General features: G+C 68.4%; 24 protein-coding genes and 3 pseudogenes. 15 read left to right on the forward strand and 12 right to left on the reverse strand.

Going from position 1 to position 26,997, the window contains the following annotated elements; translation table 11 throughout:
- The first annotated feature begins 6 nt into the window (after positions 1-6).
- The 3 genes from ACLM5J_RS14465 to ACLM5J_RS14475 all read left to right on the forward strand — a co-directional run bounded on the left by ACLM5J_RS14465 (position 7) and on the right by ACLM5J_RS14475 (position 4,510).
- Complete coding sequence (locus ACLM5J_RS14465; RefSeq protein WP_413657138.1) at positions 7-2,736, forward strand: GNAT family N-acetyltransferase; 2,730 nt, start codon at positions 7-9, stop codon at positions 2,734-2,736.
- A 68-nt stretch (positions 2,737-2,804) separates the two neighbouring features.
- Positions 2,805-3,401 carry a DUF5998 family protein gene (locus tag ACLM5J_RS14470; protein WP_413657139.1) on the forward strand — a complete coding sequence of 199 codons (597 nt, stop codon included), beginning with the start codon at positions 2,805-2,807 and terminating at the stop codon, positions 3,399-3,401.
- Positions 3,398-4,510, forward strand: a complete 1,113-nt coding sequence (locus ACLM5J_RS14475; protein ID WP_413657140.1) for an alkaline phosphatase family protein — start codon at positions 3,398-3,400, stop codon at positions 4,508-4,510. Before ACLM5J_RS14470 ends, ACLM5J_RS14475 begins: the two co-directional genes overlap by 4 nt.
- 228 nt (positions 4,511-4,738) lie before the next feature.
- Here ACLM5J_RS14475 and ACLM5J_RS14480 read toward each other — a convergent pair whose 3' ends face one another.
- Positions 4,739-6,373, reverse strand: a complete 1,635-nt coding sequence (locus tag ACLM5J_RS14480; RefSeq protein WP_413657141.1) for an AMP-binding protein — start codon at positions 6,371-6,373, stop codon at positions 4,739-4,741.
- 102 nt (positions 6,374-6,475) lie between these two features.
- Complete coding sequence (locus ACLM5J_RS14485; protein WP_413657142.1) at positions 6,476-7,135, reverse strand: thymidine kinase; 660 nt, start codon at positions 7,133-7,135, stop codon at positions 6,476-6,478.
- A gap of 57 nt (positions 7,136-7,192) precedes the next feature.
- Between ACLM5J_RS14485 and ACLM5J_RS14490 the strand changes: the two genes are divergently transcribed.
- Positions 7,193-8,017: a sulfurtransferase gene (locus ACLM5J_RS14490; RefSeq protein ID WP_413657143.1), complete on the forward strand. Its 825-nt coding sequence runs from the start codon at positions 7,193-7,195 to the stop codon at positions 8,015-8,017.
- Between the two features lie 9 nt (positions 8,018-8,026).
- Here the strand turns inward: ACLM5J_RS14490 and sepH are convergent, their stop codons facing one another.
- The gene (gene sepH, locus ACLM5J_RS14495) at positions 8,027-9,058 is read right to left on the reverse strand and encodes a septation protein SepH (protein WP_413657144.1); all 1,032 of its coding nucleotides are present in this window, start codon (positions 9,056-9,058) and stop codon (positions 8,027-8,029) included.
- A 118-nt stretch (positions 9,059-9,176) separates the two neighbouring features.
- Here sepH and ACLM5J_RS14500 point away from each other — a divergent pair, with 118 nt between their 5' ends.
- The gene (locus ACLM5J_RS14500; RefSeq protein WP_413657145.1) at positions 9,177-9,803 is read left to right on the forward strand and encodes a trimeric intracellular cation channel family protein; all 627 of its coding nucleotides are present in this window, start codon (positions 9,177-9,179) and stop codon (positions 9,801-9,803) included.
- 8 nt (positions 9,804-9,811) lie between these two features.
- Here ACLM5J_RS14500 and ACLM5J_RS14505 read toward each other — a convergent pair whose 3' ends face one another.
- Together ACLM5J_RS14505 and ACLM5J_RS14510 are read right to left on the reverse strand one after the other, a co-directional pair.
- Entirely contained in the window at positions 9,812-11,116 is a 1,305-nt protein-coding gene (locus tag ACLM5J_RS14505; protein WP_413657146.1) for a D-arabinono-1,4-lactone oxidase, read from the reverse strand.
- Positions 11,113-12,276, reverse strand: a complete 1,164-nt coding sequence (locus tag ACLM5J_RS14510; protein ID WP_413657147.1) for an MFS transporter — start codon at positions 12,274-12,276, stop codon at positions 11,113-11,115. The genes ACLM5J_RS14505 and ACLM5J_RS14510 overlap by 4 nt, the downstream gene beginning before the upstream one ends.
- Positions 12,277-12,332: 56 nt before the next feature.
- Here ACLM5J_RS14510 and ACLM5J_RS14515 point away from each other — a divergent pair, with 56 nt between their 5' ends.
- The 3 genes from ACLM5J_RS14515 (at position 12,333) to ACLM5J_RS14525 (ending at position 14,632) form a co-directional block, all read left to right on the forward strand.
- A complete protein-coding gene (locus ACLM5J_RS14515) occupies positions 12,333-13,418 on the forward strand; it encodes a ferrochelatase (RefSeq protein ID WP_413657148.1) in 1,086 nt (361 codons plus the stop codon).
- Positions 13,415-14,215, forward strand: coding sequence for an inositol monophosphatase family protein (locus tag ACLM5J_RS14520; RefSeq protein ID WP_413657149.1), 801 nt, complete (start codon positions 13,415-13,417; stop codon positions 14,213-14,215). Before ACLM5J_RS14515 ends, ACLM5J_RS14520 begins: the two co-directional genes overlap by 4 nt.
- A gap of 126 nt (positions 14,216-14,341) precedes the next feature.
- Positions 14,342-14,632 (forward strand): DUF4193 domain-containing protein, encoded by a 291-nt coding sequence (locus tag ACLM5J_RS14525; RefSeq protein ID WP_413657150.1) that lies wholly within the window; start codon positions 14,342-14,344, stop codon positions 14,630-14,632.
- 72 nt (positions 14,633-14,704) lie between these two features.
- On the opposite strand, the gene ACLM5J_RS14530 is transcribed toward ACLM5J_RS14525, so the two are convergent.
- Entirely contained in the window at positions 14,705-15,019 is a 315-nt protein-coding gene (locus tag ACLM5J_RS14530) for a DUF4235 domain-containing protein (RefSeq protein ID WP_413657151.1), read from the reverse strand.
- A gap of 63 nt (positions 15,020-15,082) precedes the next feature.
- Positions 15,083-15,523, reverse strand: a complete 441-nt coding sequence (locus tag ACLM5J_RS14535; protein WP_413657152.1) for a DUF3093 domain-containing protein — start codon at positions 15,521-15,523, stop codon at positions 15,083-15,085.
- 51 nt (positions 15,524-15,574) lie between these two features.
- On the opposite strand from ACLM5J_RS14535, the gene dut reads away from it, so the two are divergent.
- The 4 genes from dut to ACLM5J_RS14555 are packed head-to-tail and all read left to right on the forward strand — an operon-like array spanning position 15,575 to position 17,872.
- Positions 15,575-16,054 carry a dUTP diphosphatase gene (dut, locus tag ACLM5J_RS14540; RefSeq protein WP_413657153.1) on the forward strand — a complete coding sequence of 160 codons (480 nt, stop codon included), beginning with the start codon at positions 15,575-15,577 and terminating at the stop codon, positions 16,052-16,054.
- Positions 16,051-16,719 carry a DUF3710 domain-containing protein gene (locus tag ACLM5J_RS14545; protein ID WP_413657154.1) on the forward strand — a complete coding sequence of 223 codons (669 nt, stop codon included), beginning with the start codon at positions 16,051-16,053 and terminating at the stop codon, positions 16,717-16,719. The genes dut and ACLM5J_RS14545 overlap by 4 nt, the downstream gene beginning before the upstream one ends.
- A 2-nt stretch (positions 16,720-16,721) precedes the next feature.
- Entirely contained in the window at positions 16,722-17,096 is a 375-nt protein-coding gene (locus ACLM5J_RS14550) for an OB-fold nucleic acid binding domain-containing protein (protein ID WP_413657155.1), read from the forward strand.
- The gene (locus ACLM5J_RS14555) at positions 17,093-17,872 is read left to right on the forward strand and encodes a DUF3159 domain-containing protein (protein WP_413657156.1); all 780 of its coding nucleotides are present in this window, start codon (positions 17,093-17,095) and stop codon (positions 17,870-17,872) included. The genes ACLM5J_RS14550 and ACLM5J_RS14555 overlap by 4 nt, the downstream gene beginning before the upstream one ends.
- A 10-nt stretch (positions 17,873-17,882) precedes the next feature.
- Here ACLM5J_RS14555 and ACLM5J_RS14560 read toward each other — a convergent pair whose 3' ends face one another.
- Positions 17,883-18,554: a potassium channel family protein gene (locus ACLM5J_RS14560; RefSeq protein WP_413657157.1), complete on the reverse strand. Its 672-nt coding sequence runs from the start codon at positions 18,552-18,554 to the stop codon at positions 17,883-17,885.
- Position 18,555: 1 nt separating this feature from the next.
- Positions 18,556-19,203 carry a potassium channel family protein gene (locus ACLM5J_RS14565; protein WP_413657166.1) on the reverse strand — a complete coding sequence of 216 codons (648 nt, stop codon included), beginning with the start codon at positions 19,201-19,203 and terminating at the stop codon, positions 18,556-18,558.
- A 72-nt stretch (positions 19,204-19,275) separates the two neighbouring features.
- Here ACLM5J_RS14565 and ACLM5J_RS14570 point away from each other — a divergent pair, with 72 nt between their 5' ends.
- Both ACLM5J_RS14570 and ACLM5J_RS14575 read left to right on the forward strand, forming a co-directional pair.
- On the forward strand, positions 19,276-21,327 hold the full coding sequence (locus ACLM5J_RS14570) for an APC family permease (protein ID WP_413657158.1): 2,052 nt from the start codon (positions 19,276-19,278) through the stop codon (positions 21,325-21,327).
- A complete protein-coding gene (locus ACLM5J_RS14575; RefSeq protein WP_413657159.1) occupies positions 21,327-22,502 on the forward strand; it encodes a class I SAM-dependent RNA methyltransferase in 1,176 nt (391 codons plus the stop codon). The genes ACLM5J_RS14570 and ACLM5J_RS14575 overlap by 1 nt, the downstream gene beginning before the upstream one ends.
- A gap of 32 nt (positions 22,503-22,534) precedes the next feature.
- Here the strand turns inward: ACLM5J_RS14575 and ACLM5J_RS14580 are convergent.
- The 3 genes and pseudogenes from ACLM5J_RS14580 to ACLM5J_RS14590 all read right to left on the reverse strand — a co-directional run bounded on the left by ACLM5J_RS14580 (position 22,535) and on the right by ACLM5J_RS14590 (position 25,872).
- Positions 22,535-23,917, reverse strand: a pseudogene (locus tag ACLM5J_RS14580) (primary-amine oxidase).
- 164 nt (positions 23,918-24,081) lie between these two features.
- Positions 24,082-24,894: pseudogene (locus tag ACLM5J_RS14585) on the reverse strand (aminotransferase class III-fold pyridoxal phosphate-dependent enzyme); the annotation flags it as partial.
- A gap of 186 nt (positions 24,895-25,080) precedes the next feature.
- Positions 25,081-25,872, reverse strand: coding sequence for an alpha/beta fold hydrolase (locus ACLM5J_RS14590; RefSeq protein WP_413657160.1), 792 nt, complete (start codon positions 25,870-25,872; stop codon positions 25,081-25,083).
- 116 nt (positions 25,873-25,988) lie between these two features.
- Here ACLM5J_RS14590 and ACLM5J_RS14595 point away from each other — a divergent pair.
- Positions 25,989-26,997 (forward strand): annotated as a pseudogene (locus ACLM5J_RS14595) (hypothetical protein); the annotation flags it as partial.

The following is a 26,997-nucleotide window of genomic DNA, read 5'->3' on the forward strand; positions in this document are numbered from 1 at the left end:
CGCAGTGTGACCTCGACGGGCAACCCGACTTCAGAGCCGCCGCGTCATTGGGAGGCGGACGTCCTCCTGATCGACGGTGCGTCCGCCCATATCCGCCCGATTCGTCCGACCGACGCCGACCTGCTGGTCGACTTCTACGGCCGGGTCTCGGACGAGTCGAAGTACTACCGGTTCTTCTCACCGATGCCGACGCTCTCGGACCGCGACGTCACCCGGTTCACCCAGGTCGACCACCACAACCGGGTCGCCTTCGTGGTGCTGCTCGCCGGTCAGATGATCGCCGTCGGTCGCTTCGACGTGGTGGAGCGACCCACCGCCTCTCAGCCGGCCAAGCCGGTCTCGGCGGAGATCGCCTTCCTGGTCCAGGACGAGCACCAGGGCCGCGGGATCGCCCAGGTGCTGCTCGAACACCTCGCCCAGGCCGGTCGTGAGGTGGGTGTCGAGCGGTTCGTCGCCGAGGTGCTGCCGGACAACCGCCGGATGATCGACACGTTCAAAGACGCCGGCTACCGGGTGGCCGGCGGCTTCCAGGACGGCGTGATGAGCCTGGAGTTCCCGATCGAGCCGACCGAGACCGCGATCGGGATCATGGAGCACCGTGAGCATCGCGCCGAGTCCGCCTCGATCGCCCGCTTCTTCAAGGCCCGCTCGGTTGCGGTGATCGGTGCTAGCCGCCGTCAGGACACGATCGGTCAGGCGCTGGTCCGGCACCTCGTGACCGGCGACTTCACCGGCGTGGTCTACGCGGTCAACCCGACCGCGGACCCGGTCTCCGGGCTGCCCGCGTACCGCTCGGTCACCGAGATCCCGGGCGACGTCGACGTCGCGATCGTCGCGGTGCCCGCCAACGCCGTTCAGGACGTCGTCCTCGACTGCGCCGCGAAGGGCGTCAAAGGCCTGGTGGTCATCTCGTCCGGCTTCGCCGAGACCGGTGACGAAGGTCGACGTCGTCAGCGGCGTCTGGTCGGGTTGGCCCGCTCCTACGGCCTGCGCCTGATCGGCCCCAACTGCCTCGGCGTGATCAACACCGATCCCGAGGTCTCCCTCAACGCTTCGCTCTCCACGTTGATGCCGCCGCGCGGACGGGCCGGCTTCTTCTGCCAGTCCGGTGCGCTGGGTTCGGCGATCCTGGAGAAGGTCTACAACCGGGGTCTCGGCCTCTCCACCTTCGTCAGCGCCGGCAACCGTGCCGACGTCTCGGGTAACGACCTGCTCCAGTACTGGGAGGAGGACGCCTCGACCGAGGTGGTCCTGCTCTACCTGGAGTCGATCGGTAACCCGCGTAAGTTCTCCCGGATCACCCGGCGGGTCTCCCGGCGGAAGCCGATCGTCGCGGTCCGGTCGGGGCGCACCACCCAGGGTGTGCCGATGGGGCACGCGGTCCGCTCGATCTCGGCGCCGCAGCAGGCGGTCGACGCGATGTTCCGTCAGGCCGGTGTGATCCAGGTCGACACGCTCGACGAGATGTTCGACGTCGCCCAGTTGTTGGCGCACCAGCCGTTGCCGCGCGGACGCCGGGTCGCCGTCGTCGGCAACTCCGACGCGCTCGGCCTGCTCGCCACCGACGCCGCCGCCGCGGTCGGTCTGGTGGTGAACTCGTCGGTCGCGTTGGGTGCCGACGCCACTGCCGAAGACTTCGAGGACGCGCTGGACCGGGCGATCGACGATCCCGAGGTCGATTCGGTGGTCGCCGTCTACATCCCGCCGTTGAACGTCTCCGGCGAAGAGGTCGCCAACGTGTTGGCCGCCGTCGGCGAACAGTCCGACAAGCCGCTGGTCTCGACCTTCTTGGGCGCCGAAGGTGTCCCGGAGCTGCTCCGGGTGCCCGACGTCGCCGGCTCGACCGCCGGTCGCGGCTCGGTGCCCTCCTACCCGGCGGTGGAAGCTGCCGTCCGAGCGCTTGCCCACGTGGTCGAGTACGCGGTCTGGTTGCGTACCCCCGAGGACGAACGCGCCGACGACTCGAGCCAACCGCCGCTGGCCGCCAAGAGGCTGATCAACGGGATCCTGATGGAGTGCCCCGAGGGTCGGCAGCTCACCTTCGAGGAGCTGCGCGAGCTGCTCGGGTACTACCAGATCTCGGTCTGGGAGGCGCACCCCGTCGAGACGGTCGAGGAGGCGATCCAGGTCGGCGAGGACCTCGGTTGGGATGTGGTCGTCAAGGCGACCGCCGACCATCTGCGGCACCGGCCCGACCTCGCCCATGTCTGGCGCGGGATCGACAGCGCCGAGGAGATGCGGGTCGGCTGGGAGAACCTCAGCGAGCTGATCAACGAACCCGGCCGGGCTCGGTTCGTGGTCCAGAAGACGGCTCCGCCGGGCGTACCGGTCGGCATCGCCGCGGTGGAGGACCCGCTCTTCGGTCCGGTGATCTCGTTCGGCACCGCCGGTCCGCTCACCGAGCTGCTGGGGGACAAGGCCTACCGGGTGCCGCCGCTCAGCCTGCACGAGGCGCGGGCGATGACCCGGGAGATCAAGAGCTCCCCGTTGCTCTTCGGCTACCGCGGCAGCGAGGTGGTCGACGTCGACCAGATCGAGCAGTTGATCATGGCCGTCGCCCAGGTGAAGAACGACTTCCCACAGGTGCGCAGCCTGGATCTGTCGCTGGTCCTGGCGGGTGCCACGTCGTCCACGGTGCTGACCGCGGAGGCTCGCGTCGAGCCGGTGACCGACCTCCGTTCGGACTGGTTCGTACGGCGTCTGAGCCGGGCGTCCGACGACACTCTCCCCGGGTGATCTGAGGCTTCTCCACCGCCCAGCACGGTCGCCCTCGCGGCCCGTGCTGGGCGTGACACACTTTGCTCATGCGCAACAGTGGACTCTTTGACCCGACAGCTGCCGCGGCGGCGCTGCGGGAAGCTATCGAACACACCGGCTACTACCCCGAGGTGGTCAGCGACGGCGTGAACGCAGCGGTGGCTGGCGAGGACGTCATCTCCTGGTACGTACACCACGAACCGACCATCGAGCGCGACGAGGTGCGCCGCCACATCACGGTGGTGGTGCTGACCGCGAGCCGTCTGATCCTCGCGCACACCGACGAGCACGCCGGCGACGATCTGCTGCCGATGCCCTACACCTCCACCTCGACCGAGGCGATCGCGCTGAGCTCGGTCCGTTCCGTCGTGGTCACCCGGATGGTCGCCAACCCGACGTCGGGCCCGGCTCCTGCGGCGGAGGCCGTGGTGACCATCGGCTGGGGCGCCGTCAGCCGCCTCGACCTGGAGCCGGCCGCCTGCGCCGATCCGCACTGCGAGGCCGATCACGGCTACACCGGCGTGCTGGCCTCCGACGACTTCACGCTGCGGGTCTCCGCCGCTGCTGAAGGGCCGGACGCCGTCAACTCCCTGCTCTCCTTCGCCGGCGCCCTCTCCGCAGCCACCCAGGGCAACGTGCGGTGACCCAACCCCTGGTGGTCCCGGCCTACGCCGATCGGTCGCTGGCCGACGTCGTACCGGCGATCTCCGAGGCGTTCCGGGTCACCCGGCACGGTCCGGCCGGGTTGATCCTCCCGGACGCGTCGTCCTACGTCGTGCTGTTGATCGACGGGCTCGGGGAGCGGTTGCTACAGCGCTATGCCCACGTGGCTCCGTTCCTGAGCTCGCTCTCGGGCGAGCCGGGCACGGCGGGAGTGCCGTCCACCACGGCGACGTCGTTGACCTCGCTCGGCACCGGCCTGGCGCCGGGGCAGCATGGTCTGGTCGGCTATACGGCTCGGGTGCCCGGCACCAACCATCTCCTCAACCACCTGACCTGGGACCAGGAGATCGATCCGGAGCAGTGGCAACCTCATCGGACGGCGTTCGCCGCCCTGGCGGACGCCGGTGTCTCGGTGGTCAACGTCAACAAGCGGTACTTCGATGGTTCCGGGTTGACCGTGGCGGCCCACCGTGGCGCGGCCTTCGTCGGCGCTGACCTCGTCGGTGAGCGGATCGCGGCGGTCGTTGAGGCCGCGGCCCAAGGCCCGTCCCTGATCTACACCTACGAGGGCGATCTCGACTACACCGGCCACCGGCACGGCGTCGCCTCGCCCGAGTGGCTGCAGCAGTTGGCTGCGATCGATTCGAGTTGCGAGCAGCTCCGCGAGGCGCTGCCCTCCTCGGCGCGGTTGCTGATCGTCGCCGATCACGGCATGGTCGACTCGCCGGTCGACAGCCGGATCGACGTCGACCAGGAGAGCCAGCTACGCGACGGCGTCAGCCTGTTCGGCGGCGAGGCCCGGTTCCGGCACCTCTACTGCCGTCCTGGCGCCCTTGAGGACGTCCTCGCCACCTGGCGCGAGCGGCTCGCCGATCGGGCCACGGTGCTCTCCCGGGACGAGGCGATCGGGCGCGGCTGGTTCGGACCGGTCGACGCCGCGGTCGCGCCGCGACTCGGTGACGTGATGGTCGCCTGCCACGACGACCTCACCATCGTCTCCAGCAAGGACTTCCCGTTGGAGCAGTTGATGGTCGGTTTCCACGGCTCGCTGACCGCTGACGAGATGGAGATCCCCATCCTCCTCGCCTGATCCGCCGAACCGTCAGGCACACGCGCCGAACCGTCAGGCAGACGGGCCGAACCGTCAGGCACACGCGCCGAACCGTCAGGCAGACGGGCTGAACCGTCAGGCACACGCACCGAACCGTCACCAGTTCCTGGCCGCGTGTCAGCAAGTGACGGTTCGACGCGCACTGGTGACGGTTCGACGCGTACTGGTGACGGTTCGACGCGTACTGGTGACGGTTCGGGTGGTCTGTCAGCCGACCAACTGGGCGCGACCGTGCTCGGTGTACTCGCTGAGCAGGCGCTCGACGGCGCTCTCGTCCAGCGGGCGGTAGCCGTCGGCAGTGCGCTCGAAGACCGGGTCGCTGGTCCGCCAGAGCTGACGACGCAGCGTCGGCTTGTCGACCTTGCTGGTCGCCGTCACCGGGAGGTCACGGGTGACCCGGAGCAGCCGCGGCGCCCACTTGGTGCCCATGTCCTTCTGTTCGGCCAAGAAGGCGGTGAACTTGTGGGCGTCGAAGTCGGGGGCGTCGACAGTCAGCTGCAGTGTGGCCATCACCAGGTCGCCGGTCCGCGGGTCGGGGACCGGGTAGACCGCGGCCACGCTGACGCCGACGTACCGGGCGAGGATCCGCTCGACGGGAGCAGCGGCGAAGTTCTCCGAGTCGACCCGCAGCCAGTCCGCGGTCCGGCCGGCGTAGTAGAAGAAGCCCGCGGCGTCGCGGTAGGCCAGGTCGCCGGTCCAGAAGTCGCCGTCACGGAGCTTGTCGGCCGCGGCTTCGGGGTTCTTGTAGTAGCCCTCGAACATGGTGGCGGCGTTGCGCGAGACGAGCTCGCCGATCGCGGCCTCCATGTTGAGCAGGACGCCGTTCTCGTCGAACTCAGCGGGCGGGCAGAGCTCGCCGTCCTCGTTGACGACCTCGGGAAAGTGGCCGACCTGCGGCACACCGAGCGCGCCCTCGGGGGTCTCGGCGGTGTTGATGATGTAGCAGGCGCCCTCGGAGGAGCCGTACGACTCGTACACCGGCGTCTTGAAGCGGCGCAGGAACTCGGCGCGGTCCTTGGTGGAGGCCTCGGTCCCGAAGCCGAACCGGAGCTTGTTCTCACCCTCAGCGGCGGTCTCCGGCTGAGCCAGCACGTAGGCCAGCGAGCGACCGACGTAGTTGAAGAAGGTGGCACCGAATTTCTGTACGTCGGGCAGGAAGCCGGAGGCGGAGAATTTGCGCCGGATCGCCAACGCGCCACGGGAGTTGATCGCCGGGCTCCAGGCGCTGAACAGGGCGTTCCCGTGGAAGAGCGGCATCGCGTTGTAGGCGACATCGTCCGGAGTGAAGTCGAAGATCGACACCTGGGTGACCCGGGCCCACCGGCCGGTGGTGCAGATGACGGCCTTCGGGGCGCCGGTCGAGCCGGAGGTGAAGAGCAGGACCAGGACGTTGCTGGGATCGAGCGCCTGTGAGGTCGCCTTGATCGGTGCCTCGGCGTGCTCGGCGAGGAGCGCAGCGTACTCGGGGCTGTCGCTGCGGATGATCTCGCGGGCGCCGGTGTCGAGGCCGTCCAGCAGGTCGGCGTAGGCGGAGTCGACGACGATCACGTCGACGTCGGTACCGCGGATGTCACGGGCCAGCTCGCCGCCGCGGCGGGTCGGGTTGATCCCGACGATGGTGGCGCCGCTCAGCGCCGCCCCGGCCAACAGGAAGAGGTACTCCGGCGTGTTCTCGAGCAGCACGCCGACGTGCCAGGGGCGGTCGTCGCTGGGCCGCTTCGACTGCATCCAGGACGAACGGACGGCTGCTTCGCGCACCAACTCGCGGTAGGTCCACTTCTCGTCCTCGAAGAGGAGCGCGGTGTGGTCGTCCTCCGCACGCGAGAGAAAGACCTCCGCCATGGTGGGCAGGATCTGATCAGGAATGGTGCCGACGGTTGTCATGGCCCCACAAATATCAGGTGCGACGTGGGTCACGTCGCGTCCGCAATCAGTGAGTGGGACCTAGCCGAACGGTAAGGGATCAGGGGCCATGGAGACCGCTCGCGCACGGGCCGCGGTGAGCCGACGGCGGTGGTGCTGGCGGCACAGGACCTCGTAGGCGACGTCGACCTCTTCGGTCGCCGGACGGTCGCTCTCCATGTCGCCGACGACGACCAGTTCGCCCTCGGTGATCATCACGCCGTTCTCGGTCCGGGCGTTGTGGGTGGCGCGCTTCCCGCACCAGCACAGCGCTTCCACCTGGAGGACCTGCAGCCGGTCGGCCATCTCGACGAGTCGGGCACTGCCGGGGAAGAGCATGGACCGGAAGTCGGTCAGGATGCCGAACGCGAAGACGTCGATCTGCAACTCGTCGACGACCTTGGCGAGCTGGTCGATCTGGATGGGCGCGTAGAACTGAGCCTCGTCGCAGATCAGGTAGTCGATCCGGCCGCCGTGGGTGAGCGTGTCGACCACGTAACGCCAGAAGTCGAAGGTGGAGTCGACCTCGATCGCTTCGTGGGTGAGACCGAGGCGTGACGAGAGGGTCGCCTCTCCGGCCCGGTCGTGGGCGGTGAAGATCCGGCCGATCCGACCCCGCGCGGCGTGGTTGTGGTTCGTCTGCAGAGCCAGCGTGCTCTTGCCGGAATCCATGGTTCCTGTGAAGAAATTCAGCTCAGCCATCGCCGGACATCATGCCAGTTCCCGGGGACGGTGGTGACCATCGGGCAGACTCGTCTCATGGGAATCTCTCCACTGATCAGCGTGGCGGAACTGGCTCGGTCCGGCGAGACGCCGGTGCTGCTGGATGTGCGCTGGCGCCTCGGTGGGGCGCCTGGGGCGGAGGAGTTCGCTCGAGGGCACATCCCAGGAGCGCAGTACGTCGATCTGGACACGGCCCTGGCGGACCCACCCGGCGCCGGTGGGCGGCATCCGCTTCCGGAGCCGGCGCGGTTCATCGCGGCGATGCGTGCCGCTGGGGTTGATCGCGGTCGGGGCGTCGTCGTCTACGACGACTGGTCGGGTCATGCCGCAGCCCGGGCCTGGTGGCTGTTGCGCCACTACGGGCACGACGCGGTGCGACTCCTCGACGGCGGGTGGTCCGCGTGGCGCGACGCCGGCGGTGAGGTGGCAGTGGGTGCGCACGATCCCGCCGCGCCAGGCGACTTCCACGGAGAACCGGGGGCGATGGAGACGCTGACCGCGACGGAGGTGGTCGAGCTGGCCGCGGCCGGCCCGTTGCTCGATGCCCGGGCGCCGGAGCGGTACCGAGGCGAGGTCGAGCCGGTCGATCCGGTTGCCGGACACATCCCTGGGGCGCGCAACGCGCCTACCGGCGCCAACCTGGGCACCGACGGCCGCTTCCTCGGGCCGGAGGCGCTCCGGGACGTCTACGCGGCTCACGGCGTCGCACCGGGAGTCCCGGTCGGCGTCTACTGCGGCTCTGGCGTGACCGCTGCCCATGATGTGTTGGCGCTGGCTACGATCGGCGTCCGGGCGGCGTTGTACCCGGGCTCGTGGAGTGAATGGGTCACCGACCCGACCCGCCCCGTCGCCACGGGCTGAGCCGAGCGGCTACTCCTGCTTGCCGCCGCCGAACATGATCTCGTCCCAGCTCGGCACCGAGGCGCGCTTGCGTCGGTTCGCCTTGCGTGGTGCGGGCTTCGCGGCGGGTTCTTCCTCGACGGAGTCGTTCGCCTCGGCGGTCGCGCCAGCAGGCTCGTTCGCCGGGGCGGTCCCGATGGCCGGGGCCTCCGCCGGGGGAGCAGCCTGCAGCGGGGCCTTGCCGGCGGCCCGAACGGTCTCGCTCAGGTCGATGGTCGGCTCGTCCGCGTCACCGGCAGGCTCGACAGGCTCGGCAGTGGCCTCGGCGGGCTGCTGGACCAGAGCCAGGGCGTCGGCACCCAGGGTGTCAGCGTCGTGGCTCGCCTGGTCCGCGTCGTCCGCGCCGTCGACGAGGGCGTCGTCGATGCTCTGGCGGGCTTCGCGGAACCGGGCGAGATCATCGCGCGGTGCCGGTGCTTCGGGGCGGTGGACCGGCTCGCCCACCAGCCAGCGGGCATCGTCGTCGTCGGCGACGACGTAGTTGCCGGGCACGTCGAAGGAGAAGTGGCCCGTCCCGGCGTTCGTGCCGGCGGTGTAGACGGCCTGCAACGTCCAACGGCCGTCCTCGCGGCGCCAGGCGTCCCACTCGACGTTGGCGGAGCGCACATTGTGCGGCCGGAGTTGCGCCGAGACGGCGTCGCCGAGGGTCCGCGCGCCGGTGTCGCCTGTCTTACGCCGCACCGACGAGCGTTGCGCCCGCTCGGCGATGTGTGCCCGTTCGGCGAGCACCGGACCGGCGAACGCCTCGATCTTGTCGACGGTGGTGTTGGCGGACTGGGCAACAGACTCGGGGGACTCACCAGCCCTGATCCGCGCCTGGATGTCGCGGGGTCGGAGTGTGCTTTCCATCTGTGTCTCCATCCGGCCGGATCGTGCTGACGTACCGCGCACTGCGGCCCTGAGCTTGGCATCGAGGGTGAGCGAGAACTCCTCACCGGACTCGCTGACCAGCAGCAGACATGCGTTGTCCTCGCTCAGTCCTGCGAGCGTGAGGTGCAACATCTGTCCTGGTCCTTCTCCTCGTGTCGTCTCTGGTCTCTCGGGTGAGCCTACGCCAGCAGCGGAGGGCTCTGTTCCACCCTGGGCGGCGTGGCCCCATTCGGCAGGTTAGGTTCAGCGCATGCACGCCGCAGATCTGCTGATCATCCTGGACCTCCTCGGGATCTTCGTCTTCGCGATCTCGGGCGCCCTGGTCGCGGTCCGCAAGCACCTGGACCTGTTCGGGGTGCTGGTGTTGGCCAGTGTCACCGGGCTCGGCGGCGGTTTTCTGCGAGACGTCCTGATCGACGCCACTCCACCGGCCGCCTTGGCTGACTGGCGTTACCTGATGGTGCCGGTAGCTGCCGGGTTGATCAGCTTCGTCTACCACCCGCAGTTGGGGCGGGCGGAGAGCGCCGTCAATGTGTTCGATGCCTTCGGTCTCGCCCTCTTCTGCGTCACCGGCACCAGCAAGGCGCTCGAGTACGGCCTGGGTCCGGTGCCGGCTGCGTTGATGGGCATGGCGACCGGGATCGGCGGCGGCATGCTGCGCGACCTGTTGGCCGGCCGTGTCCCCGTGGTCTTCCGCGAAGAGCTGTACGCGACACCGGCGTTGGCCGGTGCCGCCCTGGTCGCGGTCGGCCACGAGCTCGGAGCGCCGTTCTGGGTGATGGCGATGACCGGTGGCCTGGTCTGCCTGATCTGGCGGCTCTTGGCGCTGACCCGGCAATGGCATGCACCGACGCCGCGTGGCCCGGCGAGCGTCTGAGTCGACCTTCAGTCGCCCAGCACGCGACGCAGGTAGGAGTTCGCGAAGACCCGGTCCGGGTCGAGACGGTCCCGGAGGTGGAGGAACTCCTCGAAACCGGGGTAGACCTTCGCCAGGTCGGTGGCGGTACGGGTGTGCACCTTGCCCCAGTGCGGGCGGCCCTCGTGCGCCACCATGATCTCCTCGACGCCGCCGAAGTAGTCGCGGTGGTCGGTGGCCGCGTTCACGTGGAAGGCGAGATAGATCGACTCACGACCGGTCGACGTGCCCAGGGTGATGTCGTCGGCAGGCGTCTGTCGGATCTCGACCGGGAAGCTGATCCGCCAATCGTTGCGTTCGATCAGTGCCCTGGCTTCGCGGAGTGCCGCGAGGCCGGCCTCGCGGGGTAGCGCATACTCCATCTCTCGGAAGACGACCTTGCGCGGCGAGGTGAAGACGCGGTACGGGATATCGCTGTACCGACGTTCGCTGAGCAGTTTGCCGGCGAGGCGGTTGAAGGCAGGGATCCAGTCGGGTCTACGGTTCCCGACCGAGTTGATCACCCCGAACGCCGAGTTCGCGATGAAGTCGTCGTCGAACCAGGCCCGGAACTTGGAGAGCGGCTCGGCGGGCTCCCGGTTGGCGTCGAGTCGGTTGTTCGTCTTGACCTGCATCGCTTCCGAGTGCGGGAACCAGTACATGTCGCAGTGGTGGTTCTCGGCGATGAACTCGTCGTAGCGGGCCAGACCTTCGGCCCACGTGATCGGCATCTCGTGAGCCTCCAACAGGCCCAACGGCTCCACGTCGAAGGTGAGCGTGGTGAGTACGCCGAGTGCGCCCAGTCCGATCCGCGCCGAGGTGAAGATCTCGGGGTTCTCGGTCCGCGAGGCACGCACAACGCTGCCGTCGCCGGTGACCAGTTCCAACGCCGACAACTGGGCCGAGAGCGACGCCTTCAGCCCCCCGGTGCCGTGGGTACCGGTGCTGGTGGCGCCGGCCAGCGTCTGTTCGGCGATGTCACCCATGTTGTGTAGCGAGAGGCCGAGCCGTTCCAGTTCGGCGTTGAGCACGTGCAACGGTGTCCCGGCCCGGGCGGTGACCGTCATCGCGGCCCGGTCGACGGCGAGGATGCCGACCTGGCGGTCCGGCTTCAACATCACGCCTTCCGGCGCGGAGATGCTGGTGAAACTGTGTCCGGTGCCCACCATCTTGACCGTGGTCCGCTCCGCGGTGGCGCGTTGCACGGCGCGGACGATGGCCTCGGTGCTGTCCGGGACGACGACCTCTGTCGGCGTCGCTGACTCCAGCCCCGACCAGTTGCTCCAACCACTCATGCCGGTGAGGCTACTGGAGGTCGGCCCAACCAGGCGGCGACTGCGCCAAGAAGTCCGGCACAGGCCGGCACCAGGTAGGCGGCGGAGCTGCCGTACTGGTCGACCACGAGGCCGGCCAGGGTCGCACCGGGGGCGACTCCGATGCCCATCGCGGTGTGGAGCACGGCCATCCCTTCGGTCAGCCGTGAGGTGGGTACCGCGCTCGCGGTCAGGGCCAAAGCGGCGATCAAGGTCGGGGCGATGGCGAAACCACCGATCAACAGGAAGAGCGCCATCAGCCACATCGAGTGGATCACCGTCAACGGCAGCATGGTCAGGCCCAGCAGCAGAACACCCCAACGGACCCGCCGTTCGGGACCGGATCGCCAATTGATCGCGCCGGCGATGACGCCGGCGGTCAGGCTGCCGAGCGCCCAGAGGCCAAGCAGGGGGCCGGACCAGGCCTTGGCGCCGTGGTCCTCAGCGAAGGCGACTGTGGTCAACTCGGCCGCCCCGAAGACGACCCCGAGGCTGGCGCAGACGACCGCCATCGGTGCCACGGTCCGCCAAGGCATCGCTGCGCGCGGACCGTCGACGCTCCGCGGATGGGCGGGCGGTTCGGTTCGCCGCTGACTGGCCAGGACCAGCGTGCCGACCAGGCCACAGGTCGCGGCGACGCCGAGCCCGGCGACGGGGTGCCACAAGGTGGCCAACGAGGTGACCACGGTCGGCCCGAGGACGAAGAGACACTCGTCGACGACGGACTCGAAGGCGAACGCCGTCTGGAGCTGCCGGGGGTCGTCCAGCGCGTGGTTCCAGCGGGCCCGGACGCACGAGCCGATCTGGGGCAGGGCGGCACCGCAGAGCGCGGCACTGGCCAGCGTCACCGGCGTGGCCTGCTCGGTCTGCACCGACCAGACCAGCGCGACCAGACCGGAGGTGTAGAGCAACTGCGCGGCAGGCAGCACCCGGGACTGGCCGAACCTGTCGATCAGTCGGCCGTGTCCGATCGCGAAGACGGCGTTGGCGATCAGGTAGGCCGCAGCCACCGTCCCGGCCTGTCCGTAGGAGCCGTGGGCCTCGGAGACCAGGAGCACGATGCCGAGGCTCACCATCGAGACCGGGAGCCGGGCGAAGAATCCACTCAGGCTGAAGACCCACGCACCGGGGACGGTCAGCACGCTTCGATACGAGGACAGCACCTGTATAGGTTCGCAGGCTCACTAGACTGAGCCGCATGCAGCCGGACCCCACGCCGTATGACGCCCTCCTTCTCGTCTCGTTCGGCGGCCCGGAGAAGCCCGACGACGTCGTCCCGTTCCTGCAGAACGTGACCAAGGGCCGCGGCATCCCCGAGGAGCGTCTGCGCGAGGTGGGGGAGCACTACTTCGGCTTCGGCGGGAAGTCGCCGATCAACGACCAGAACCGCGCCCTGATCGCGGCCCTGGAGGCCGATTTCACAGCGGCCGGCCTGAAGCTGCCGATCTACTGGGGCAACCGGAACTGGGAACCGTACCTGGCCGACACTCTTCAGCAGATGGCGGACGACGGGATCACTAGGGCGGCCTGTTTCGTGACCTCGGCCTACTCGTCCTACTCGGGTTGTCGGCAGTACCGCGAGGATCTCGCGCGCGCGGTGGCCGCGGTACCGGGCGCTCCCGAACTCGATCGGCTTCGCGCCTACTTCAACCACCCCGGATTCGTTGAGCCGGTCGTCGACGCGACGCTGGCAGCCCTCGCCCGTTTGGACCCTGAGCAACGCGACCACGCCAGGCTGGTCTTCGTGACGCACTCCATCCCGGTCTCGATGAACGCCGGCTCCGGACCGGACGGCGACGCCTACGTCAGCCAGCACCGCAGTGTGATGGAGGAGGTCGTCGAACGGGTCCGGATGGAGACCGGGCACCGCTACCTGCACGACCTGGTCTACTGCTCGCGTTCCGGGCCGCCTCAGGTGCCCTGGCTGGAGCCGGACGTCAATGACCACCTTGAAGAGATCGCACAGAGCGAGCCGGTTCCCGTGGTGGTGATTCCGTTCGGCTTCATCTCCGACCACATGGAGGTCATCTACGACCTCGACACCGAGGCTGCCGCCACCGCCGAGCGGCTAGGGCTGCCGTTCGCCCGCGCGGCGACGCCAGGGATCGATCCACGGTTCGTGGCGATGGTCCGAGACCTGGTCGTGGAGCGTGCTGCTGCGCAGCGCGGAGAGAGCCCGGAACGGGCCGTGGTGGGGGCGTTGGCGCCCTGCGCCGACCTCTGCCGCCCTGATTGCTGCCCGAACCCCCGGACGCCGCTCCCATCGCTCGGCCAGACGTCGTGAGCTCGCCCGCCGAGCTCCGTTCCCTGGCGCGCGAGATCGCCGTCGCCGCGGCGCGGTTCGTCGCGGAGCAGCGGCGGCATCCGGTCACCGTGGCGGCGACCAAGTCCAGCCCGGTCGACGTCGTCACCCAGGTCGACCGCGACACCGAGCATTTGATCCGATCCCTGATCACGAGCACCCGCCCCGACGACGCCATCCTGGGTGAGGAGGAGGCGGCCAGCACCGGGACCACCGGTGTGCGGTGGATCGTGGACCCGATCGACGGGACCGTGAACTTCCTCTACGGCCTCCCGCAGTACGCCGTCTCGATCGCGGTCGAGGTCGACGGTGTGGTGGTGGCGGGGATCGTGGCCAACGCGGCGACCGGCTCGGTCTACTCGGCTGGGCTCGGCGCAGGCGCGGATCGGGACGGTACTCCACTGGCGGTTCGTGGCCCGGCTCCGCTGGCTGAGCGGTTGGTGTTGACCGGCTTCAACTACGAGGCCGAGACCCGTGAGATCCAGGCCCGGGCGGCTGCCCGGCTGATCCCACAGGTCCGCGATCTACGCCGGCTCGGGTCCTGCGCCTTGGACCTGTGCCACGTCGCGGAGGGGAGCGCCGACGGCTACGTCGAGGAGGGCGTCTCGCTGTGGGACTACGCGGCTGGCGCCCTGATCGCGGCCGAGGCTGGTGCGCGCGTCGAGGTGGGTACCGGGCGGGGTGGTAAGACCGCCGTCGTCTGCGCCCCGGGCCACGGCTTCGACGCCTTTCACGAGCTTGTTTCGGAGTGCGGTTTTCTCGCCCAGATTGGGGAATAGTCGACCCCGCTGCTCGGTTGCTTGAGTGCGTCGTGTGGAATGCGCGTGCAGAACGCGCAGAGATGGTGCACAATCTGGCGCCGAAGTGCGACGAGCTGAGCCGATGTTGATGGAGTGGAGAGGTTCATGGCGACCGATTACGACGCCCCGCGTAAGAACGAGGAAGACCAGAGCGAAGAGAGCATCGAGGAACTCAAGGCCCGGCGCCATGACAAGAACTCGGGCAAGGTCGACGAGGACGAGACCGAGGCTGCCGAATCCTTCGAGCTTCCCGGTGCCGACCTGTCCCACGAGGAGCTCTCGGTCGAGGTCAAGCCCAAGCAGGACGACGAGTTCACCTGCATGAGCTGCTTCCTGGTTCACCACCGCAGCCAGTTGGCCGATGCGGCCAAGATGATCTGCCGCGATTGCAGCTGATCTGAACCACACGTGGCGCCGCTCAACACCAGACGGGTGTTGGACGGCGCCACGTGGCGTTTCTGACGACTCTCAGTTGCTGGCGTAGCCAGCCAGGTCACCTGGATTGTCCGCCTGCAGGCCGGGCGGGAGGTGGCCGGTCGACTTCTGGAAGTAGACCGCGGCACGCCGCGAGGCAAGCATCTTCACGATCGCGATCACGGTGCCGCTGACGGCGGCCCAGGCCACTGCTTCCCAGAGCTCGACGTCAGGGTCGGCCGGGTTGCTCGGCGGCTCCTTGCCGGTGGCGGCCTTCCAGCCCGTGTTCAACGCCTTCTTGGCTGCGCCCGCACTGACTACTGCGGTCACCAGCGCCATCGAAGACCAGATCTTCGAGCCCGATGCCATCGGTTCCTCCTCGGTTGGCTCTACAACGTGCGTCCAGCCTACGGCCCGAGGAGGCCTGTGTGGTCAGGAGTTCAGGGCCCGTGCCAACCGCTTCGGGTGCCGGGTCGAGATCAACCAGTACGGCGTCGGGTCAGCGGGGTCGGTGATCTCCACCCGGACCGCACGCTTCAGATAGGGGCGGAGCACCAGGAACGCGCGGGCGTCGGCGTCGACACCGGCGGCACGGTGCGCCTGGTCGGCATCGAGTGGGGTCGCGGTGCCCAGGTGCTTGCGAGCGATGTGGGCCCGGCCTGCCACCAGCTCTGAGTCGGTGAGCTCGATCCGGGCGGAGCCGTAGCTCAGCAGGCCGCCGGCGACCACCGCGGCGACCACCAAGGTGATGGCGAAGACCGCCAGGTTGGACAGGGCGTCGACGACAGCGACCGCCAGCCAGAAGCTGGCAACCATCATCGTGCCTTGGGCCCACCAACGCAGGGGCACCGTCAGTCGCTCGGCGTACTCCACGGGTGAAGTTTCCCATCCGCAGTTCGCGACGGCGAAGGTAGGGTCACGAACATGTCCGCAACTACGGTCCAGGTGCTGGTGCACCGGCTCGATCCCGATCTCCCGATGCCGCGCTACGCCCACCCCGGCGACGCCGGAGCCGACCTGATGACCACCATCGACGTGACGCTGGCGCCGGGGGAGAGGATGCTCGTCCCGACCGGCATCGCCCTCGCCCTGCCGATCGGATTCGTCGGCCTGATTCATCCGCGATCCGGCCTGGCCGCGCGCCACGGCCTCTCCATCGTGAACGCCCCCGGCACCATCGACTCCGGCTATCGAGGCGAGATCAAGGTCCTGCTGGTCAACACCGACCGCAGCGAGTCGATCGCCCTGCACCGAGGCGACCGGATCGCCCAGTTGGTGGTGCAGCGGTACGAGCATGCCAATTTTATCGAAACCGACAGCCTGGATGAGTCGGCGCGTGGAGTGGGGGGCTACGGTTCCACCGGCGGATTCGCCAGCGCAGATGCACAGAGGAGTACGCGGTGAAGTTTGGACGCAAGGCCAAGGCAACGAACCTCTCAGCCACCGAGGCGGAGAAGTCGACCGTCGACACCGAGACCGGGGGCGCGGCCTCCGAGCCGATCGTCCGGACCGGCCCCCGTGACATCGCAGCTATCGATGTCGAGAACGACCACGTCGGTCGCGTCGACCTCGGCGGCTTCCTGCTGGCGCCGGCCGACGGTCTTGAGCTTCGGCTCCAGGTCAGTGAGTCCGACGGCGTGGTCCAGAGCGTGCTGCTCGCCAACGACCAGGGTGCCGTGGAGATCCGCGCCTTCGCCGCCCCGCGCGACGGCGACCTGTGGTCGGACGTCCGCCGTCAGATGGCGGCTGAGACTTCGCGCCAAGGTGGTACCGCGACCGAGCGTGAAGGAAGCCAGGGCACCGAGCTCTACTGCGAGATGACCGTGCAGACCCCGGACGGCCGCACCGGCACCCAGCCGAGCCGCGTGGTCGGCTTCAACGGACCGCGCTGGTTCCTGCGCGCCACCTACCTCGGCGTTCCTGCGATGCAGCCAGAAGCCGCTGATCTCTGGGAGTCGGCCGTCAACAACGTCGTCGTTCGTCGCGGCGACGGCCCGATGGCTCCGGGTGATGCGCTTCCGGTCACGCTGCCGCCCCAGGCCCGGCGGGTCGGACCGGCCGAGGAGTGACCGTGGAGGAGGATCGCCCGCACCGGAGTCGTCTGCGGCGGCGGATCAGCAGCTGGGCCAACAGCTCGGACCAGCATGCGCGCGACCTCCGTAAGACCTACGCCCGGCCCGGGCAGGTGAGCATCGCAGACGCTCCTGACCGGGAACAGGTACGGCTCTCGGGCACCGTCCGCTCGGTGACGCTCCGCCCGCGCGGCGGCGTACCGGCGCTGGAGGCGGAGCTCGACGACGGCTCGGGCGTGGTCACCCTGATCTGGTTGGGGCGTCGGCGGATCCTCGGGGTGTCCGCGGGTCGGTCCATCGCCGTGCGCGGACGGATCGGTGTGCAGGACAATGACCGGGTGATCTTCAACCCGCGTTACGAGTTGCTGCCATGACGGAACCCAACGCCACCACTCCGGGGGTGCCGACCGGGCATACCGTTGAGGCGATCGTGCGTCAGCAGCTCTCCAAAGCGCTGGGTGGCCGCCGCGGAATGTTGGAAGCTGCGGTGCCGACGATCCTGTTCACCTTCAGCTTCCTGGCCACCAAGGAGCTCCGGCTGGCTCTGACGATCAGTCTGGTCGCGGCGGTCGGTGCCCTGTTGGTGCGTCTGGTGCAGCGCTCGTCGCCGCAGTTCTGCATCAATGCGCTGATCGGGATCGGGATCGGCGCCGCATTCGCGTTGCGCGCCGCTCGCGCTGGCGGCGATGCCAACGACCAGGCGCTGGCCTATTTCCTCCCCGGTCTGCTCTACAACGCGGCCTATGCCGTGGTGCTCTCCTTCTCCAGCATCGTCCGGTGGCCGTTGGTCGGCTTCATGGTCGGGAGCGTCACGGGCGACCTGACCTCGTGGCGCAAGGACCCGCAGATCCTCAAGCTCTGCAACCGGTTGACCTGGTTGCTGGCCCTGCCGTGTTTCGCTCGCGTGGTCGTCCAGACGCCGTTCTACGTGTTGGGCCGCAGCGGCGAGATCAGCCCGGACACGGCGATCGCCGCACTGGGTATCGCCAAGATCGCGATGGGGTGGCCTCTGCAACTGGCGGCGTTGGCCGCGATGGTCTGGCTGTTGGCGCGCAACTCGACGCCGATGTCGGAGCACGAAGCGGAGCTCGCCGCCCAACGGCTCAGCCTCAACGAGGACGAGCCGAACGACGACGAGCCGGTCCGCTAGCGCGCGTCGCTCAGTTCCGGTCCGGCCGCGGTGCGAGCATCCGCTCGAGCTCGGCCTCGACCTCGGCCGCGACCACGAACATCAGTTCGTCGCCGGACTCGATCGGCTGGTCGCCGTCGGGCAGGTAGACCTGTCCATCGCGGAGGATCGTCACCAGCGCGCAGTTCTCCGGCCACGGGATCAGCCCGGCCGGTGTGCCGACGAAGGGCGAGTCGTCGGGGAGCACCATCTCGACCAGGTTGGCGTTCCCCTTGCGGAAGGTGAAGAGCCGGACCAGGTCGCCGACGGAGACGGCCTCCTCGACCAGCGCGGACATGATCCGCGGCGTCGAGACGTTGACGTCTACGCCCCAGGCCTCGGTGAAGAGCCACTCGTTGTCCGGGTGGTTGACCCGACCGACGGTGCGGGGGACCCCGAACTCGGTCTTCGCGAGCAGCGAGGTGACCAGGTTGACCTTGTCGTCACCGGTGGCCGCGATCACCACGTCGCACTGCTGCAGACGCGCCTCCTCCAACGAGGACAGCTCGCAGGAGTCGGCAAGCAACCATTCGGCGTCGGGCACCTGCTCGGGACGGATCGCCTCGGCCGCCTTGTCGATCAGGAGTACGTCGTGGCCCGCGACGATCAACTCGCGGGCGATGGAACGGCCGACAGCGCCGGCTCCGGCGATGGCAACACGCATCTCAATCCTCCTGGGGACCGTGCTGGAGGACCCGGTAGGCCGCAGCGGCGTTCTCTTCGCGCATCACCAGGTGCATGATGTCGCCTTCCTGGAGGACCGAGGCCCGCGTCGGCAGGATGCCTTCGCCGAGCCGGTCGATCCAGGCGATCCGGACCTGGGCCTGCTCCTGCAGATCGATCGTCCGGTGCCCGATCCAGGACTCGGTGATGCTCACCTGGTCCAGCCGGATGGTGCCGGACGGGTCGCGGAAGGTCGGCTCGGCGCCTGCGGGAAGGAGCCGCCGCAGTACCTGATCCGCGGTCCACTTCACGGTGGCGACCGTGGTGATCCCGAGCCGCTGGTAGACCTCGGCGCGACCCGGGTCGTAGATACGGGCCACCACGTTGCTAATCCCGAACGTCTCGCGGGCGACCCGCGCCGCGATGATGTTGGAGTTGTCGCCGCTGGAGACGGCGGCGAACGCGTCAGCACGGGTGATCCCCGCCTTGTTGAGCACCGCTTGGTCGAACCCCTCGCCGGTGATCTTGTCACCGTTGAAGGACGGCCCCAGACGCCGGAAAGCCTCAGCGCTGTGGTCGATGATCGAGACGGTGTGGTTCCGGTCTTCCAGGCCGCGGGCCAGCGTTGCGCCGACCCGACCGCAGCCCATAATCACGACATGCACGAGGGTGACGCTACCGCAGCGCGCGTTCTGGCGGAGTCTGGACTAGCCTGACTTCTCGTGGGTGTCGGTGACGTATCTAAGCGGATTCTGCTGGGGCGCAAGCTCCGCAGCTCCCAACTGGGGGAGACGCTGCTCCCCAAGCGCATTGCGCTTCCGGTCTTTGCCAGCGACGCACTGTCCTCGGTGGCCTATGCACCGGACGAAATCTTCATCATGCTCGCGCTCGCCGGGGCGAGCACCTACGCCTGGTCCTGGAAGATCGGCATCGCCGTCGCGGTGGTGATGCTCGCTGTGGTGGCCTCGTACCGACAGACCGTGCACGCCTACCCCAGCGGCGGAGGCGACTACGAGGTGGCGAAGGTCAATCTCGGTGCCAACGCCGGAATCACGGTCGGTGCCGCGTTGCTGGTCGACTACGTACTCACCGTCGCGGTCTCGATCTCGTCCGGTGCGCAGTACGCCGCGGCTGCGATACCCGCGCTCTCCGGCCACGAGGCGACCTTCGCGATCCTGCTCGTGGTCATCCTGACGGCGCTCAACCTGCGCGGCGTCCGGGAGTCCGGCACCTTCTTCGCCTTCCCGACCTACGCCTTCATCCTCGGTCTCGGTGTGATGTTCGCCTGGGGCTTCTTCCAGTGGATGACCGGAGACCTCGGCCAGGTGGAGAGCGCCGGCCTGAAGATCGCGCCGTCGCCGGGATACGAGCAGGAGCTCACCACCATCGGGTTGATCTTCCTGCTCGCCCGGGCCTTCTCCTCCGGCTGTGCGGCCCTCACCGGTGTCGAGGCGATCTCGAACGGAGTGCCGGCGTTCCGGCGTCCCAAGTCCAAGAACGCGGCGACCACGCTGCTGCTGCTCGGGCTGATCGCGATCACGATGATGTTGAGCGTGATCACGCTTGCCCGGCAGATGGGCCTGCGCTACGTCGACCCGCACCACATCGACCGCCTGCTCAACGCCGACGGCACGCCGGTCGGCGAGGGCTACGACCAGCACACGGTGATCGCCCAGTTGGCCAAGGCGATCTTCGACGGCTTCCCGCCGGGCTTCTACTTCGTGGTGATCTGTACCGGGATCGTCCTCGTCCTCGCCGCGAACACCGCCTTCAACGGCTTCCCGGTGCTGGGTTCGATCCTCGCCAAGGACCGATACGCACCCCGCGCGATGGGTTCGCGCGGTGACCGGCTGGCGTACAGCAACGGCATCGTCTTCCTCGCGGTGATGGCGGTCGGCCTGATCTGGGCGTTCGACGCCCAGGTCACCCGGTTGATCCAGCTCTACATCGTCGGCGTCTTCATCTCTTTCACGCTCTCGCAGCTCGGCATGATCCGGCACTGGACACGCCACCTCGACGTCGAGCAGAACCCGGCTGCGCGGCGCACCATGCAGCGGTCCCGGATGATCAATACGATCGGGCTCGCCTTCACCGGCACCGTGCTGGTCGTCGTGCTGGTGACCAAGTTCCTCTCCGGCGCCTGGATCACCCTGCTGGCGATGCTCGCCTTCTTCGGGCTGATGCGCGGCATCCGTCGCCACTACGACCGCGTCGCCGACGAACTGGCCGCCGATGACCAGGACAGCGTCCTGCCGACCCGGGTGCACGCGATCGTCCTGGTCTCCAAGCTGCACAAGCCGACGTTGCGGGCGTTGGCGTTCGCCAAGGCGACACGGCCCAACGTCCTGGAGGCGATCTACGTCAGCGCCGATCAGCGCGAAGCGGACGAGGTGATCAACGAGTGGGACCGTCGTGGACTCGACGTGCCGCTCAAGGTTCTCTACTCGCCGTACCGCGAACTGGTCCGCCCGGTTGTGGAGTACGCCTCAGAGATCCGCCAGGCCAACCCCCGCGGTGTGGTGGCCGTCTACATCCCCGAGTACGTTGTGGGGCATTGGTGGGAGCAGTTGCTGCACAATCAGACGGCTCTCCGCTTGAAGGGTCGTCTGCTCTTCACCCCCGGCGTCATGGTGACGTCGGTTCCGTACCAGTTGAGTTCATCGAAGGTCGCCTTGGCACGTGCTGAGCGTGGCCGCCGCCGCGTACTGGCCGGTGACGTGCGCCGAGGGGCGCCGTCGGTTCCGGACCGTCGTGGCTATCGCCAGGAGGATTAATGGCCCGCACAACCCGTCAACGTAAAGCCCGTGGTGCCTCGTTGGTGGGCCGTAGGTTCCAGGTCGAGATCGGCGCGGTGGCTCATGGCGGGCACTGCGTGGGCCGGATCGCCGAGCTCGGTGATCGGGTCGCGTTCGTTCGGCACACCCTGCCGGGAGAGACCGTCGAGATCGAGATCACCGAAGGCACCGAGGGCGACCGCTTCCTGCGCGCCGACGCCGTCAAGGTGCTCGTGCCGTCAGCCGATCGGGTCCCGGCCCCCTGCGTGGTGGCCGGCCCCGGCGGTTGTGGTGGCTGCGACTTCCAGCACGTGGCGCTGCTTTCGCAGCGGCGGCTCAAGGAGTCGGTGGTCCGTGAGCAGTTGGTCCGGCTCGGTGGATTCGACCCGGCCGACCCGTTGGTCGCCGATCTCGAGGTCCAGGCTGTGCCCGGCGACCAGGACGGGCTGCGCTGGCGATCCCGCGTCGAGTACGCCCGGACGCCGGACGGCCACCGGGGCATGCGCGCGCACCGTTCGCGTCGGGTGGTGCCGATCGACGACTGTCTGATCGCGGCGACCGACGCCCGGGTCGCATCCGAGGTCCGTGGTTCGGTGATCATCGAGCGCGTCCGCGCCGACTCGGGCGAGCGCGCCTTCGAGGTGGAGGGCGACGGGTTCTGGCAGGTCCACCCGGGCGCTCCGAGGACGCTGGTCGACTGCGTGACCGCGTTCGCCGGCGTCCGCGAGGGTGATCGGGTCGTGGATCTCTACTCGGGCGTGGGCCTCTTCTCCGGCTTCCTCGGCGCGCAGGCCGGTTCGACCGGCTCCGTGGCGCTGGTCGAGGGCAGCCGGAACGCCTGCGAACACGCGGGGGAGAACCTGGCCGACCTGGACCAGGTCGAGATCTATGCCGGCTCGGTGGACCAGGTTCTGGAGGCCGGTGTCATCACCGGTGCCGACGTCGTCGTCCTCGACCCGCCCCGTGAGGGTGCGAAGCGTGCCGTCGTCGAGCAGATCCATGCGCTTGGCCCGCGGACCGTCGTGTACGTCGCCTGCGACCCGGCCGCTCTCGCACGTGACCTCAAGATCTTCGGCGAACTCGGTTGGAGCGTCACCGACCTCAAGTCCTACGACCTCTTCCCGATGACGCACCACGTGGAGACCGTCGCTCGGCTGACGAGGACCGGGGCCTGACTGCGTTGATGCGTGTGCGGCCGACAGTGTGATCAGTGCCCGCAGCGGCAGTCCTCCCCGCAGCAACTGCCCGACATCGTCGTGGTGGGCGCGACGTCGATCGACGGGTTCTGGTCGAAGAAGCCGAACGGTTTGAGCCAGAAGGAGACCGTGTCGGCGGGCATCACCGGCCAGTCCTCGACCCGGGTGATGTGGTGGATGCCGAAGACGTACCAGAGCACGACATCGGTGTTCTCGAGCGATTCGTCGTCGGCGATCCAACGGGTCATCCCAGTGTCAGTCGTGGACTGAGTCGGGTAGTCGCCCGCCGGCCAGCGCTCGCGTTCGTGCTGACGGGTCACCCATAGGGTGTGCCCGATCACCGGTGCTCGCAGGAACTGCACCGTGTCGGGATCCATCAGCGCGGGGATCGAAGCACTGGGTACCAGCTTGTGGCTCGGGTGTGAACCGTGGCGGTTCGTCCTGTTGGGGTTGGTCACCTTCCACGACCGCTGGCGGTGCTAGTCGAAGTCGCGCCCGGCCTCGGCCTCGCTGCGGATCGGCGTCGCCTTCGTGACCACGGCGAGGCCGTAGGGATTGTCGGCAGAGACCGGCAGCGCTTCGGAGTCGACCTCCAGCACCGTGTTGCCGTCCCCGTCGATGTCGAGATCGAGCCGGGCCACCAGGAAGTGCTGGTGGAACGGCGCATACGTGCCGTTGTCGACGACGGTCCCGGTCTCCGGAGCCCCGTCGGCTTCGTCGTAGGGCGTGGTGACCATGATCCCGGTCGCGCGGACCTCGCACTCGATGTTGCCGTCCTGGTAGAAGCGCCAGTAGACGATGTACTCGTAGTTCGCGACCGTCGCATGGAACGAGACCACCATCCGCCGCATCCGGCGGACCTCGGCGCCGGTGTGACCGTCGACGTGCTTCCAGAGCACGGCGTTGTCCTCCTCGTGGAGACACAACGCGTTCTTGACCACGTACGGCTCGCCGAGGGAGTCGTGCAGGACCGCGTCGACGTACCGGATCTCACCGAGGCAGTCGCAGCCCAGTTCGAGTGACGTGGTCATGAAACCGAGACCCCACTCGCCGATGTCGTACGCCGTGCGTCGGTGGTGCTCCCAGGACGGGTCGCGGTACGGGACGATCATCTCGGCGAACGACAGCCGGTGCGCGATCTCGCGGCCGTCGTAGGCGACCTGATGGATGGTCAGGCCCTCGCGGAAGTTGAAGCCCAACCGCATCGACCATCTCTGCCAGTTCAGTTCGGTTCCGTCGAGGGTGAAGGAGACGCCCTCGTGCTGGGTGATCTCCAACGGCTTCAGGTCCGTGCGGAGCGTGCCCTTCCACGGCCCCGGAGCGTACTCGGCGTCCACCGCCGGCATACCTGGGTTGGGCCCCTCGTCGATCTCCAGGAGTTCGTTCGTGTTCATGTCGGACGATCAGCTTCAGCCCGGGCACCGGGTGCGCGTACGGGTTGCCGTCCGGGGTGGCGCGCGACCAGATGTCGCACCAGCCGAGTCGCCGATCGCGCCACTGCTCGGGCATCAACGCACCGCCGTACGTCCACGCGTCGACGAGGACCAGATCCATGTCGGAACATCGTGCCGGTGCGGGCGAACCCGGTCTGCACCTCATCGGCGACGAAGACCACGTCGTTGGCTCGACACCACTCGACCAGGGCCGGGAGGAACCCGGGCGCCGGGACGATGAAGCCACCCTCACCCTGGATCGGCTCGATAACGACGGCGGCGAGATTGGCCGCGCCGACCTGCTTCTCGATCAGGTCGATGGCCCGTCGCGCGGCGGCGGGACCATCGGTCCCACCGTCGCGGAACGGGTAGGACATCGGTGCGCGGTAGACCTCTGGCGCGAACGGCCCGAACCCCTGCTTGTAGGGCATGTTCTTCGCCGTCATCGCCATCGTCAGATTGGTACGGCCGTGGTAGGCGTGGTCGAAGACCACCACGGCGTCCCTACCGGTGTAGGAGCGGGCCACCTTGACCGCGTTCTCTAACGCCTCGGCACCCGAGTTGAACAACACGGTCCGCTTGTCGTGATCGCCCGGAGTGATCCGGTTCAGCGCTTCGGCGACCTCGACGTAACCGGCGTAGGGCGTGACCATGAAGCAGGTGTGCGTGAATGCCGCGGCCTGGCTCGCGACCGCCTCCACGACGCGGGGCGCGCTGTTTCCCACGGTGACCACGGCGATGCCCGAACCCAGGTCGATCAACGAGTTCCCATCCACATCGACCAGTACGCCCCCGCCGGCAGCGGTCACGTAGACCGGCAGCGTGGTGCCGATCCCGTCCGGCACGGCCGCGGTCTTGCGCGCCTGCAGGGCCTTCGACACGGGGCCGGGGATCTCGGTGATGACGCGGCGTCTCTGCGGGAGGCCGGGGCCGCCCAGGGTGCCAGGATCGGTGGTCACGAGGTCCTCCTCAGGGCTGACGAATTGTGCTCCGACGCCAGGGCCTGCGTGCCGCGATGCCTTGCCTTGTTGATGCTGAGGAGGTCACCCGCCACGACAGGCCATGTCCTACTTCGGAGCCTATTCGTTGTGCGGGTGATGTGGCACCCTTGCGGGCCGTCACCCTCAGTCGCCCGTGTGGCTGGAGATGAAGTCGAGGCTGTCTCCAGCCACGAGAGTCGGCTGCTCCCAGAGCACCAGATGGCCGGTGTCGGGATAGGTCACGAAGCGGCTTCCAGCGATCGCAGCGTGTAGGAAGGCTGCCTGTTCGCGCGGCAGCACATCGTCGTCCGCGCCCCAGAGGATCAGCGTCGGAGCAGTGATGGTGCCGACCTCCAGAGGCGGGGTCGCGGCTATCAGCCCGTTGAAGGAGTCCAGCCATACGTGGCGGGGGATTCCTGTGACGGCGGTGCGCTGGTCCTTGAGGAACGCCTTCGGCACCGGCGAATGGAACGTGAAGGCACCTTGGAGGGTCGCTACATCGGTCCCGGTCAGTGGGTCGTCGAGGCCGGCGAGGAGTTCTACCAATCCACCTGCGTCCACCTCACGTAGGTCCGCTGGTGCGCCGACCAGGATCAGCCCGAGGACACGCTCCGGGTGGGTGACTGCCAACTGTTGCGCGACGTAACCCCCACTGGAGGTGCCGAGGAGCCAACAGCGCTCGATCTCCAGCGCATCGAGCACAGCCACCAGGTCGTTGGCGAGTTGCTCGAGGCTGTAGCCGGCGGCGGGCCTGCTGCTTACGCCGACACCGCGTTGGTCGGGTAGCACCAGGCGCATCGTCCTGGGAAGTAGCGGTACGAGGCGGTCGAAACTGCGATGCGTCTCGCCCCACGCGTGCGCCAGCAGCACCGGAATGCCGGTTCCTTGCTCATGCACCGCGACGTCGATACCTGGCGCCACCGTTATGCGTCGCATCCTTCATTCTTACTCCCACGATGCGCTTTCTGTGGTTGGCAGAAGGTCCCCGGGACCTCCATAGCCCGGTCTAGCGCGGGTCTTCGGCGACCATTGCATCCTGAAACAATCTGGACATGGTCTCCTTTCCCTTCTCTCGGCACGTACGCCGCGGGGAGCTTCGGCTGAAGACGGGACGGCGCCCCCATGTCGCCGTCGCGATCGCAGCGTTGCTCGCCAGCGGCAGTGCCGTCGTCCTGGGGGCGCCCAGCGCCTCCGCCGAAACCTCGCCCTGTACCGACGGCACGACGCCAGGCTTGCTCAGCAGCGTTTCGTGCACGACAGCCGGGAACTACACCCTCACCGTGCCTGCCGGAACCACTGACATCGACCTGGAGGTGGTCGGTGGCGGCGGTGGCGCCGGCTATCCGGCCCGCCAGCATATCGGTGGTAATGCTGCCCAGGTCGCCGGCAATCTGACCCTCCCGGTAGGGACGACGTATCTGTACGTGATCGTCGGCGCCGGCGGCGGTGGCAACAACAACGGAATTGGTTACGGCGGCGGCGGCTCCGGCGTGCTCGCCCTGGACGGCAACCACAACCTGCTCGCCAAACTTGCTATCGCCGGCGCCGGGGGAGGCGGCGCATACAACGGCGACGGCGGTAATGCGGGCAGTGCAGGTACCAGTGAGAATGTGACCTTCGCTGCTCCGGGCCTGCCCGCCACGGGTGCTGTCGGCGGCGCCGGCGGCATCGGAAACTACAACAGCGGCACCGTCGGAGCGTCGAACAACCCAGGTGCCGCCACGCTCGCTGCCGGCGGGGCCGGAGGGGGCCTCCCGAACAGTTCGATGGGCGGCAGCGGCGGCGGCGGCTACGCCGGCGGCGGCGGCGGGGGTGGTGGGACCCAAGGGATCCTGAACAACTACACAGCGGGGGGCGGTGGCGGCTCGTCGTTGGCCTCGGCCTACCTGGGCGGCGCGGCCATCTCGGTCCGGTCGGGGACCGGCGGAATTCAGCTTCCTGGCCTGGTGGCCGGGGACGGCGCGGTCGGTTCGGTCACCATGACCTTCAATGGCGCCCCGGTCGCTACGAAGCCGGGTGCACCGACCGGTGTCACCGCGACAGCCGGGAACGGTCAAGCGA

It is taken from the genome of Nocardioides sp. Bht2 (genome assembly GCF_047308515.1).
Classification (GTDB): domain Bacteria; phylum Actinomycetota; class Actinomycetes; order Propionibacteriales; family Nocardioidaceae; genus Nocardioides.